A 12,417-nucleotide genomic window follows, 5' to 3' on the forward strand; every position below is an offset into this window, starting at 1 on the left:
CTCAATCAGGCAGAACGCGAAGGTGCGGAAATCGACATCAAATACTCCGGTTACCTCCAGCGCCAGCAAAATCAAATTGACGCCATTTCCCGCCAAGCCCATCGACCGCTACCGCCGGATTTAGATTATGCAAAAATTGAAACCCTGTCGAAGGAGTCTCGTGAAAAGCTCTCTAAGGTAAAACCCCTGACGATTGGTCAAGCCTCTCGAATTGGTGGCGTCAACCCGGCTGATGTTAACGCTTTACTGGTTTATCTGGAGTTGCATTCTCGACAAGACCTTACGAGTGCGGGCAAGTGTTAATATCTTTCTTAATTGGCTCTCGTCTGGCCACCGGGAGCAACCGCGCGGGGCGTATCTGTCAATATTTCATATTGCCAGGTGCGCTTAAACAATAAAACTTAGGGTTTCTTCAGCAAAGGCGCTGTTCTTGTAAAATCAAGTGCGTCTCCCGTTAAGATTTTTGCGAAAATTTTCTCTACAATCAGTAGTTTGGCTGCTAATCTAAGCGACAGGAAGTGCCAAGCGAGCCTTTTATTAATTTCGTAGCCCCGAGAGTGAGCCATCCATGTCTCAGAACGTCAGTACTAACCCAAAGGAAAGAGAGCCGTTGAGCAGTCCAACTCCCATCAAGCCTTGGTCGGCAGAGGCAGAGGCTGATAAGTTGATGGATGAGTTATTTTCAGACATCGACCAGATTTTGGAGGGAGGCAATCGATTACCGACAGAACCCGCCAAGCCAGAGTATGTCTCCTTGAAGTCGATTGTGATTCCGCAACTCGCTGCGCCCCCGGCAGTGATGCCACCTCAGGAAAAACTCACACAAGAGCAAAGCTCTGAGTCAGAAGATTCTAAGTTGAGTGAGACGGTAGAGACATCGGTAGCTGCACAATCCAGCTCTCGTCCAAATCGGTTCAGCCTGTCGTTGGAAAGACTCCTATTAGTGGTCGGTGTTGCAGTTCTAGCCATGTCGCTCATCCTGCTCTTGGCGAAGCAGAAAAAGCTGACTTTTCCATCATGGGTGAAGCCGACACCTTCACCATCTGTTCATAAGAGCCAAGTTTCACAATCGGATGCTGAGTTTGCTCAATATATGGAGCGAGCGCTAAAAGCGATTGACAATAAAATCAAAGCTAAGCAACAGGCAACAGTCCCTCCCGGTGGCAATATCCCTCCTGGTAGTAACACTACCAACCCCTCACCTCCTTCTGGGAACAGTCCCCTTGCCTCCAGCCAGCCGCAGCGTGTCATCGAGAGAGTTTACATCCCGGTTTACCCGCCCCAGAACCCAGCGGCTCCATCTGGCCCCTCACCACTAGCCAGATCGCCTGTTCCCACCCTCTCAGCACCAGTGCCCTCATCGGCGGCAACCAAAGCCCCAAGCTCCTCTGTGGCGGCTCGACGCCCAGCACCCAGCCCCTCTCCTGCCGCCAAACGCCCAGCACCTAGCCCCTCTCCTGCCGCCAAACGCTCAGCCTCCACCTCTCCTCAAGCCGCTGCGCCAGTAGCCCCCCGGCTTACTCTTCCGGTGTTACCGACTTTGCCTCCATCAGTGATGGTTCCGACTGTGCCAATGGCGCAAGCACCGACATCCGCTACTAAACATACCCTTGTAGGAGTAATGGAACAGGGCGATCGCTCTGCGGCCTTGTTTAACGCAGCTGGTGTTACTCGATACATTTTTGTTGGCGAAGGGATTGGCGATAGCGGCTGGACTTTAGTCTCTGTCGCCAACCAAGAAGCTGTGATTCGACGGAATGGCGAGGTTCGCTCTGTTTATGCGGGTCAATCGTTCTAATCGAGAAGTTCTAAACTTTTTTCGCCTGAGACAGTCCTGGAGAATAGGTTAGAGAGGCGATCGCCTCTCTAAATTCTTTGTGGTCGTCGCTACCAAAAACCAGACTACCGCTTCAGCGACGATTGAAGTAGCATAGAACGCATCACCCTGAAAAATACCGTTAGCCGTTTTGTTCATGGTTCATTGTTGATTGCAATGAACTATCAATCGCTCTACAAAATGTCAGTCTGTGAGCGAGTTCAGTATAACAACTGATTGAGGTTTAAATCTTTTTCTCAGGTAGAGAATAGCCTTAGTGCAGTGAAATGCGATCGCGAACAATCAAACCACAGTTTAGTAGGGCGTCAGCCCTCGTCTTCATTCTTCCGCCTTTATAACACCAGCAGCGTGGCATTTACCTTGACAAAGATAATAACCACAATGCAACAAACCTATGGGCTGCTTTTTTAGACAACCACGACGACGTACCCTCTGGCTCACTGGCAGTCTTTACATTTGCTTGCTCAGTTTTTCCAGTCCAGGCAGCTCTCAAATCATACCAGATAACACCCTACCGAACAATACCTTAGTGACGCCCAATGGTAACACCCGCATCATTGAGGGTGGCACGCAAGCGGGAAGCAATCTTTTCCATAGCTTTCAGGAGTTTTCTGTTCCCACCGACAGTACGGCCTTTTTCAACAACGCCCTGGATATTCAGAACATTATCAGCCGTGTTACGGGAAGCAATATTTCTAACATTGACGGCACCCTTCGAGCTAACGGCACGGCTAATCTGTTTCTAATTAATCCTAACGGAATTATGTTTGGGCCTACTGCCCGATTGGATATCGGGGGTTCTTTGATTGGGAGTACTGCCAGTAGCCTAAAATTTTCCGATGGGACAGAATTTAGTGCAACTCGTCCATCTGGAATTCCCTTGTTAGCGATCGCAGTTCCCTTAGGCTTGCAGTACGGCCCAAATTCGGGGGCGATTCGGGTGCAAGGTACGGGTCACACTGTAACTAGTAGCTTCTTTTCTCCATTTGTAGGCGCAGGGAGTAGCAATTCGGGGCTTCGGGTAAATCCTGGAAATACTCTGGCTTTGGTCGGCGGTGATGTCACCTTAGAAGGGGGCATCTTGACAGCTCCAGGGGGACGAATCGAGTTAGGGAGTGTGGGCGAGGGTTTTGTCAGTCTTACCCCTCCTTCCCCAGGGGGAGCTACGGGAGGGTGGACATTGGGCTATGAGGCGGTGCAAAACTTTCGAGATATCCAGCTATTATCACAGACGTTAGCAGATGCCAGTGGTGTTGGCAGCGGCTCGATTCAGGTACAGGGGCGAAACCTGGAATTGCGCGATGGTTCAGTCATGTTGATTCAAAACCAAGGAGTGCAAGCCGGGGGCAGCATTAACGTGAATGCTACTGAGACAGTGACGTTGATCGGCACGACACCGGATGCCAGCACTCGTAGCGGCTTGTTCAATGAAACACTAGGAATTGCTAAGGGAGGAGATATCAGGCTATCAACCCAACATTTAGTCATGCAGGGTGGGGCAGGAATACTCGCCAATACTTTCGGTAATGCTCCAAGCGGCAATCTTAGTGTAAACGCCTCTGACTCTATTCGATTAAGTGGGTTTTCCCCGATCAATCCCAATGCGGTCAGCGAAATCAGGGCTACGACCTTCAGTTCAGGTCGGGCAGGAAATGTCGCCGTGTCAACAGGGCAGTTGAACGCTGTAGATGGAGGCGGGATATCATCTCTAACCTTTGGAACAGGCAACGGTGGAGATGTGACGGTTAACGCTGCTGAATCTGTAGAAATGACTGGCGTATCACCTGGCATTCTTCGACCCAGCTCGGTGTCGGCTGCAACATTCAATGCTGGAAATGCTGGCAGCGTGACGGTCAACACATCAAGGTTGGTGCTTCGAGATGGAGGAATTGTTGGCTCTGCAACCTTTGCCACAGGCAATGCAACCAGTCTCACGATCAACGCCTCTGAGTCTGTAGAAGTGGGTAGTACGGCACCGGGAGTGCAATTTCCCAGCGTGGTGAGTTCAACGACTCCTATTTTGGATGAATTTACGCGACAGCTTTTTGGAGTGCCAGACTTGCCGTCTGGAGATTCTGGAGATGTGACAATTAAGACTCCTGTGTTGAGAGTGACCAATGGCGGTCAAGTCACTGTGAGGAATGATGGGCGAGGAAAGCCTGGGATGCTCAGGGTGAATACGAGTTCCCTCTTGTTAGATAACGGTACGATTACAGCTACGAGCATCAGTGGTCAGGGTGGCGATATCGAGCTGCAAGTGAAAGACGATTTAGTGCTGCGCGATCGCAGTCAAATCTCCACCAGGGCAGGTACTGTCAATACGGGTGGTGGCAATGGGGGGAATATCACCATCGACACAGGTGTCTTAGCAGTTTTGGACAACAGCAGCATCAACGCCAATGCCTTCCAAGGAACTGGAGGAAATATCCGCATCACAACTCGCGGAAACTTCGTGTCGCCTGATAGTTCTATCACAGCGAGTTCCACACTAGGAGTCAATGGGGTTGTGGAAATCAACAAACTAGTTGCTGACCCCTCTCAAGGATTAATCGAGTTGCCTGATGAGGTTGTTGGTGCTACAGGGCTAGTGACTACGGGCTGTTCCGTTGACACAGGTAGTAGCTTCGTCGTCACCGGACGAGGCGGCTTACCCGAAGACCCAACTCAAGCTCTCAGAGGTCAGACTGTTTGGCGAGATTTACGCCCTCCAAGGGTGGTAGGGAGAGAGAATATTCAGGGGAGAGGGCGAGACTTGCCCATGACTCATCCTCAATCGCCACTCGTTGAGGCGACGGGGTGGGTCAGGAATGCCAATGGTCAGGTTGAGTTGGTGGCTCATGCGCCTGATGTTACTCCGCAAAATCCTTGGTCTAGACCCACGGATTGCCAGACGCTCAACTCACGAAAGTAACTAAGATGGTTGAGTTCTGTGGTTGACGAATATCGCTCTTGTGTCACTCTGAGAAAATAAAAATCAAAGCCGATTGATGAAAGCCATTCCTACGAGGCCTGTGCGCGATCGCTTTCCTGATCCGGTTACCTGCCCAGAATAGAGTTAAAAGTTGGAAGGTTGAAGGCATGAAAAGACTTCGCCAATTTGTCCAAGTACAGAAGAGTTGGTCTATGGTTAGACTTCAGGTTTCACACTGGATTCTTTTCTGGCTGACTCTGTTCTTCGTGGCAGCCGTATTTCCTGTCGCCGCACAGCATTCTCACATTGCCTCCACAGAACAACACACGGCTGAGCCTTCAACCCAACTTGAACAAGGCAAAACCCTCTATCAGGCGGAGCAGTTTTCTGCGGCGGCGGCGATTTGGCAACAGGCAGCTCAAAATTATGCGGCTCAGGGCGATCGCCTTAATCAAGCTCTCTGCTTAAACTATCTCTCCCTAGCCTATCAAGATTTAGGACAATGGCAGGAGGCGGAGCGGGCGATTTCTCGAAGCCTAGAACTGATTACAAATAACCAACAACTAACAGCTAACAACAAACTCATCTTTGCTCAAGCCTTAAATACAAAAGGCAGTCTCCAGCTAGCAATGGGAACAGCCGAAGCGGCTCTTGAGACTTGGAAACAGGCAGAGAAAAGCTACGCCGAGGCCGGAGATGCATCGGGGATACTAGGGAGCCAGATTAATCAAGCCCAAGCTCTGCAAACATTAGGACTGTACCGACGGGCGAAAACAACCTTAGAGCAGGTGAATGAAAAGCTGCAAACCCAACTGGATTCCCCGCTTAAAGCCGCAGGATTGAGGAGTCTGGGGGTTGCGCTACAAGTTGTGGGGGACTTACAAAAATCTCAGGCTGTCTTAGAACAAAGTTTAGCGACGCAACAGCGTCTTAATTTGCCGGGGGATAGCAGCGCTACTCTTTTCAGTTTGGCGAATACCGCTAGAGCGTTGCAAGATTATAAAAAAGCTGAGGAGCTTTACCAAAAAGCCGCTCAAAACGCAATTGCTCCGCTGAGCAAACTCGAAGCGCAACTCAACCAACTCAGCCTTCAGATTCAAACCAAGGAGTGGGAAGCCGCACAAGCCTTGTTGCCTCAAATTCAGACGAACTTAAGCAACTTGCCCCCAAGCCGTGCCGCTATCTACGCTCAGGTTAATCTCGCTGAAAGCCTGATGAAAATAAGCGATCGCAAATCGGGTAAGGGGAATAAACAACAAGCTGCCAGTGCCCAAGGAATTGCTCAGCTTTTGGCTAAAGCTGTCCAACAAGCGAGAATGCTGAAGGATTCCACAGCCGAATCCTACGCTCTGGGTGAGTTGGCACATCTGTATGAACATACGCAGAACTTTCCAGAAGCACAAAGACTGACTCAGGAAGCGCTCAGTTTGGCTCAGGCGATTAATGCTTCAGATATTGCCTATCGTTGGCAGTGGCAGCTTGGTCGAATTCACAAACATCAGGGCGCACTTAAGGGAGAGTTAAGCCAGTCACATCAAGTTCAAGCGATCGCAGCTTACACCGAAGCCGTCAATACCCTCCAATCCCTACGCAGTGATTTGGTTGCAGTTAACCCTGATGTACAGTTTTCGTTTCGGGAGAGTGTCGAACCCATCTATCGTGAACTGGTTGAATTGCTCCTGCAATCCCTACCTGAATCAGGGGGAGTTTCTAGCCAAGAAAACCTCCAGCAAGCCCGCAAAGTAATTGAATCCCTTCAGCTCGCCGAATTAGACAATTTCTTTCGGGAAGCTTGTTTGAGTGCCAAGTCAGAGCAAATTGACCAAGTCGATCCCCAAGCAGCGATCATCTATCCGATTATTTTGCCCGACTACTTAGCGGTAATCCTCTCTTTACCGGATCAGCCTCTGCGCTACTACCAAACTCAGCTGCCTCAAAGTGAAGTTGAAAGCGTTTTGGAGCAATTATTACAATCCCTGAACCGAGCGTTCTCGAACAAAAAGCGTTTACGCCTCTCACAACAAGTTTATGACTGGCTGATCCGACCGGCTGAGGCTCAGTTGGCTGAAAGTAAAGTCAAAACTCTGGTATTTGTCCTAGATGGTTCCTTACGAAATCTGCCGATGGCAGCGCTCCACGACGGACAACAGTATCTCGTTGAGAAATATAGCATCGCTCTCAGCCAAGGGTTGCAGTTGTTGGAGCCGCGATCGCTTGTTCGTAATCGACTCACCGTCTTAACCGGCGGACTTACCGAGGCTCGCCAGGGCTTTTCCGCTTTGCCAGGAGTGCAGTCAGAACTCAAGCAAATTTCTTCTGAGGTGCGCTCTGAGACACTTTTAAATCAGGACTTTACTCAGAAAAGCTTGGAAAACAAGTTTAAGGCCGTAACCTTTCCTATTATTCACCTCGCTACCCACGCTCAGTTCAGTTCTAAATCCGAGAATACATTTCTCCTAACTTGGGATGGTCGCATTAAGGTGAAGGATTTCGATCAATTATTGCGAGCCAGAGAACGACAAAATAGCAACCCGATTGAATTACTCGTTCTCAGTGCCTGCCAAACGGCAGCAGGTGACAACCGGGCAACTTTAGGATTAGCCGGATTAGCGGTGCGCTCTGGGGCACGCAGTACTATGGCAACTTTATGGTCGGTATCAGACAACTCCACTGCCGCATTCATGGCTGAGTTTTACCGAGAGCTGTTCCAAACTCAGGTGAGCAAAGCTGAGGCTCTGCGTCAGGCTCAGCTCGCTTTGTTAAAGGAACCTAGATATGAACATCCCTATTACTGGGCTCCCTTTATTCTGGTGGGTAATTGGCTGTGACTCCAGAAGTATGAAGTTGAGATGAACTATTACTTATGAGTAAATTAATCAGTTAATTACTTCTATCTCAAGTTAAGGTATTTACTTTCAAGTTAAGGAATTAGAATTCAATTTTTAGGATTCATCTCTTAATAAGAGACAACTATATTTAGTGGGATAATAGATGACGAAATCCGAAAAATAGCATAATCTTAAGTATGCTAAATATATTTTTAGAAAGAGGTCGAAATTATGGATTGGCACAATGACCGTCTATCTATAAAGCTTTTCTCTGTCAGTCTATCCTTGAAACTACTGTTCCTCGCTGGCTTGCCAACACTGCTACATAGCCAATCAGCTTCGGCGATACCCAGTACAACCGTAGCCAGTGTGACGTTCGAGCCTGCGGGTGACGGGAAACCTGACGATGCAGCAGGAGGGGCATCGCGTGACGGCGGGATATGCTCTCAGGATGCACAGATAGGTCCGTCCGTCACTCCATTGAGACCTGCTACTCACTCCGAGTTAACGGTAGCTGAGCATCCCACGTTTTTTGTTTATGTGCCTCAGACTTCCGCCAATAAGGCACTATTTGTGATCAAGGATCAAGCTGAGAATTATTACTACGAAAAAACCATTTCAATTTCTCATACAGCGGGTATTGTTAGCTTCAAGCTCCCGGATGAAGCCCCAGCACTAGAAATTGGCAAGACTTATCAGTGGTCTTTTGTCGTGATTTGTGGAGAGGCAATCAGACCGGATAATCCTGGGGTAGAAGGTCGAATACAGAGAGTTGCAGCGAACCCAGCTTTGAGTCAGCTCAAAAGTTTGTCACCCCTGGAACGTGCCGCCTTATACGGAAAAAATGGTATTTGGTACGATACGCTGACTAGCCTTGCTGAACAACGGCGATCACAACCCAACGATTCGACCTTAGCCGCGACCTGGGAGAAGCTGTTAAAATCAGTAGGTCTGGAGGCGATCGCAACAAAACCGCTGTTACAATAGGAAGCTATTGTATTAGGTGCCAGATACCCGATGGCGAATGGCTAAAGGCTAATACTAAAGAAAAACGCTAACAAGCATTTAGCAAGCGTAATCGGGGGGGGTATCTTGTTAATTCTGGTTACCAATGATACATGTGGCTAAATCTCAAGCAGCGAATTTGGGAATGGCGAGGGGTACTGGTTACCGCTCCCACTGTAGCCGGAATAGTAATTGCAGCTAGCTCGGCTGGATTGTTCCAGCTGCTAGAATGGACGGCCTACGATCAATTTTTTCGCCTGCGTCCCAGAGAGCCCGTTGACCCTCGAATTATCATTGTGACCATTGGTGAGTCAGATCTCAGCCAAGTTGGGAAAGGCCAACTGCCTGATGCAGTCCTTGCTCGATTAATCGAGAAAATAAAAGTACAGCAACCTACAGCCATTGGTCTCGATCTGTATCGCAATTTTCCCGTAGAACCGGGTCATCAGGCATTACTTAAGGTATTTAACTCCACACCCAACCTGATTGGTGTTGAAAAAGTGGTTGGAGAGAGTGTGGAACCGCCTGCCACCTTGCGTCAGCTTGGTCAAGTTGGGATTGCGGATTTGGTGTTAGATGCCGATGGCAAAGTGCGTCGCGGCTTATTGACAGTTAAGGACAAAGGCAAAACCCAAGAAAGCCTGGGGACGAAGCTGGCTTTAATGTATCTAAAAAGCAAGGGGCTTAAGCTCCAGGTGGTGGATGCTCGCAAGAAGCATTATCAATTGGGTCGAGCATTATTTAAGCCCTTTACGGGAAATGAGGCAGGCTATAGCCGCACAAACTCCGGTGGCTACCAGATTTTGTTGAACTATCGCGGAAATCAAAAAAATTTCCGTACTATATCGATGACAGAGGTTCTAGAAAACCGGATACCGCGAGATTGGGTGCGCGATGTTTCAAAAGGGGTTTTCGCCGGACAGGTTGTCTTAATTGGTGCGACTGGACAAAGTTCCAATGACTTTTTTTTTACTCCCTACAGTAGCCGTTTCTTCAGCATTTTTCCCAGCTCAAAACGCAGCCCAAAACGAATACCTGGCGTAATCATTCATGCTAATTTAACGAGTCAGATTTTGAGTGCTGCTTTAAATGGACGACCGTTAATTAACACTTGGGAAAAACCGCTTGAGTATCTGTGGATTTTGGGCTGGTCGTTTACGGGTGCCGCAGTCCGTTGGCTATTGTTTCAGAAAAAACTGTTTAGAAATAAAATCGTTTCGAGATGGACAGCTCTTGGCATTTTTACGTTATTGCCAGTGGGCATTCTCTTAAGTAGCAGTTATTTAGTCTTTCTAGAAGGCTGGTGGATACCTGTCGTAGCCCCGTTATTGGCTTTGATGGGGTCTACAGTAGCGATCGCAAGTTACTATCGCATCGAATTGCAACGGGAAAAGGCTGACTTGGAACTGATACTGGAGACGACTACCGAACACTACGATACCATGACCACTGAGCTGCAAAACCAGGCAGAGGAGGCAGCCCGAGAAAGCGAGAGAAGGCTAGCTCAATTCCTAGAAGGTGTTTCGGTCGGTGTGGCGGTAATTGATGCGAATGGCAACCCTTATTTTGCCAATCACAAGGCACAGGAGTTACTGGGAAAAGGAGTCGTTCCCGATATCAGCGTTGAACATTTGGCAGAGGTCTATCAATACTTTATTGCTGGTACGAATCAAGTTTACCCGGTAGAAAACTTACCCATCGTGCGGGCGCTGAGAGGTGAACGAACCACCGCTGATGATATCGAAATCCACCGAGCAGATAGGAGTATTCCCATCGAAGCTTGGGGAACTCCGATCTATGATGAATCTGGCAATGTAGCTTATGCGATCGCTGCCTTTCAGGACATCACAGAACGTAGACGAGCTGAGGAAGCCCTCAGGCAGGCAGAAGAAAAGTATCGAAGTATCTTTGAAAATGCGCTGGAAGGTATCTTTCAAATAGCGCCCGACGGACGTTATCTTAGTGCAAATCCTGCCTTAGCACAGATTTTTGGCTACAACTCTCCTGAAGACTTGATAGCAACAATGACTGACATTCAGCATCAACTGTATGTTGAGCCGCATCGTCATCACGAATTCATCGCTTTAATGCAGCAACATGGTGCTGTGTCTGGGTTTGAGTTTCAGGCTTATCGTCAAGATGGCAGCATCATCTGGGTGAGACAGAATGCGCGTGCGGTCTACGATGCTAATGGTCTACTACTCTACTATCAAGGCTTTGTTGAAGACATTACCGAACGTAAACGAGCAGAAGCAGAGCGGATAAAGTTTACAAATCAGCTGTATCAACTCAACCAAGCGAATGAGCGCTTTGTGCCGCGTCAATTTCTCCAGTTACTCAACAAAGAAAGTATTATTGATGTCCAATTAGGCGACCAGGTACAGCTCCACATGTCAGTTCTGTTTGCCGATATTCGTAACTTCACAACTCTGTCGGAAAAGATGACTCCGGCAGAAAATTTCCGATTTATCAATGCTTACTTGAGTCACATGGAGCCGGCCATCCTGGAAAATAACGGCTTCATTGATAAATATATTGGGGATGCGATTATGGCGCTGTTTAGCGGCAGTGCCGATGATGCGGTTAGGGCTGGGATTGACATGTTACATCGACTGGCTGAATATAATACAACCAGAACTACACCAGAACATCTACCTATCCAAATCGGCATTGGCATTAACACAGGTTCATTGATGCTGGGAACTGTAGGTGGCCCCACCCGGATGGATAGCACCGTGATTAGTGATGCGGTTAATTTAGCCTCTCGTATGGAAGGGTTGACGAAAGAGTATGGGGTGTCGATGCTCATCTCTCATCACACGTTTCGGTATTTGCATCACCCCGTTATGTATGCTTTTCGCGTGATTGATCGCGTCACGGTTAAGGGCAAATCAGAAATGGTGTCCGTCTTTGAAATTTTTGAGGCCGATCCACCGGAACTTCGAGAGGGTAAACTAGCCACAAAAGCAACCTTTGAACAAGCTCTATTTCTTTACACAAGAAATGCCTTGAGAGAAGCGGCACAACTTTTTCAAGATTGTCTAGAACTGGCTCCTGAGGATAGAGTGGCTCAAATTTACCTACAACGCTGTCAGCATCTGGCGATCGCAGCTCTCGCTGAGTAACTCTATAAAAGCAATCTTGGGAAGCCAGCGCTGTACCCTCCCTTGGTTAGGATTGATAACATAGTTGGACGTACCTGAGCTGATTGAGGGGGAGCAGTGGGTTTATTTGATGATTTCAATCGGTTTCTGGAAGACCGCCTGGAGGAGTTTCTCCGCAATAATCCTCATCTAGAGTTACAGGCACTTGAAGAACAGCTCCGGGAGCAGGAAGAGGATACGCTCCGGTTGATTGGTGACTTGAATCAGCAGCAAAAAAATTTGCAAGACGAAATTTTAGCGATCGCGCAAGACATCCAGCGCTGGCACGAGCGAGTCGAAAAAGCCCAGTCTCACGGCAGGCAAGATTTGGCTCAAGCGGCTCAAGAGCGAGAAGCCTCTCTCCTGCGTCAGGGGAATCAGCGATGGGGACAGATGGAAGGCGTCAAACAGCGAATTACACAATCTCAGGAACTGATTCGTCAAATTCAAACCCGTCGCCAGGAAGTCCGCACCAAAGCCAAAGAGGTAGAAGCGGCGCGTGCGAGTAATCAGGCTCAGAGCCAAGCAGAGACTTTTGGCTGGAACCAAAGTAGCAGCCGCCAGAGCTACAGCGGCTCAGATCCATTAGATGATCAGTTTAGACGTTGGGAATTGCAAGAAGAGTTAGACCAGATGAAGCGGAATCTGGGTCGCTGAGTTAGAGGCTAGTGTTAAGATAAAAAGCTTCAAAGA

Annotated in this window: 7 protein-coding genes and 1 pseudogene; 7 read left to right on the top strand and 1 reads right to left on the bottom strand. The window is 48.6% G+C overall.

The features are described 5' to 3' along the window. Window positions 1-303 (top strand): annotated as a pseudogene (locus V6C93_RS20475) (tRNA uridine-5-carboxymethylaminomethyl(34) synthesis enzyme MnmG); the annotation flags it as partial. 265 nt (window positions 304-568) lie between these two features. Continuing rightward, window positions 569-1,798, top strand: a complete 1,230-nt coding sequence (locus V6C93_RS20480; protein WP_333478523.1) for a hypothetical protein — start codon at window positions 569-571, stop codon at window positions 1,796-1,798. A 48-nt stretch (window positions 1,799-1,846) separates the two neighbouring features. On the opposite strand, the gene V6C93_RS20485 is transcribed toward V6C93_RS20480, so the two are convergent. After that, window positions 1,847-1,975 carry a hypothetical protein gene (locus V6C93_RS20485; protein ID WP_333478524.1) on the bottom strand — a complete coding sequence of 43 codons (129 nt, stop codon included), beginning with the start codon at window positions 1,973-1,975 and terminating at the stop codon, window positions 1,847-1,849. Between the two features lie 256 nt (window positions 1,976-2,231). On the opposite strand from V6C93_RS20485, the gene V6C93_RS20490 reads away from it, so the two are divergent. From V6C93_RS20490 to V6C93_RS20510, 5 genes are all read left to right on the top strand, one after another. Next, window positions 2,232-4,748, top strand: a complete 2,517-nt coding sequence (locus V6C93_RS20490) for an S-layer family protein (protein ID WP_333478525.1) — start codon at window positions 2,232-2,234, stop codon at window positions 4,746-4,748. 167 nt (window positions 4,749-4,915) lie between these two features. Further along, the gene (locus V6C93_RS20495) at window positions 4,916-7,576 is read left to right on the top strand and encodes a CHAT domain-containing protein (protein ID WP_333478526.1); all 2,661 of its coding nucleotides are present in this window, start codon (window positions 4,916-4,918) and stop codon (window positions 7,574-7,576) included. A 231-nt stretch (window positions 7,577-7,807) separates the two neighbouring features. Next, entirely contained in the window at window positions 7,808-8,563 is a 756-nt protein-coding gene (locus V6C93_RS20500; protein WP_333478527.1) for a DUF928 domain-containing protein, read from the top strand. 131 nt (window positions 8,564-8,694) lie between these two features. Then, the gene (locus V6C93_RS20505; RefSeq protein ID WP_333478528.1) at window positions 8,695-11,706 is read left to right on the top strand and encodes a CHASE2 domain-containing protein; all 3,012 of its coding nucleotides are present in this window, start codon (window positions 8,695-8,697) and stop codon (window positions 11,704-11,706) included. 96 nt (window positions 11,707-11,802) lie between these two features. Next, window positions 11,803-12,381, top strand: a complete 579-nt coding sequence (locus V6C93_RS20510; protein ID WP_333478529.1) for a TIGR04376 family protein — start codon at window positions 11,803-11,805, stop codon at window positions 12,379-12,381. The last annotated feature ends 36 nt before the right edge of the window (window positions 12,382-12,417 follow it).

Origin of the sequence: Allocoleopsis sp. (genome assembly GCF_036703385.1) — a bacterium.
In the GTDB taxonomy this organism is placed as follows: domain Bacteria; phylum Cyanobacteriota; class Cyanobacteriia; order Cyanobacteriales; family Coleofasciculaceae; genus Allocoleopsis.

What these genes read in the sequence shown, in the direction of transcription:
- V6C93_RS20480 (WP_333478523.1), top strand. Translation starts at nt 569, where the DNA reads ATGTCTCAGAACGTCAGTACTAACCCAAAGGAAAGAGAGCCGTTGAGC.
- V6C93_RS20485 (WP_333478524.1), bottom strand. Translation starts at nt 1,975, where the DNA reads ATGAACAAAACGGCTAACGGTATTTTTCAGGGTGATGCGTTCTATGCT.
- V6C93_RS20490 (WP_333478525.1), top strand. Translation starts at nt 2,232, where the DNA reads ATGGGCTGCTTTTTTAGACAACCACGACGACGTACCCTCTGGCTCACT.
- V6C93_RS20495 (WP_333478526.1), top strand. Translation starts at nt 4,916, where the DNA reads ATGAAAAGACTTCGCCAATTTGTCCAAGTACAGAAGAGTTGGTCTATG.
- V6C93_RS20500 (WP_333478527.1), top strand. Translation starts at nt 7,808, where the DNA reads ATGGATTGGCACAATGACCGTCTATCTATAAAGCTTTTCTCTGTCAGT.
- V6C93_RS20505 (WP_333478528.1), top strand. Translation starts at nt 8,695, where the DNA reads ATGTGGCTAAATCTCAAGCAGCGAATTTGGGAATGGCGAGGGGTACTG.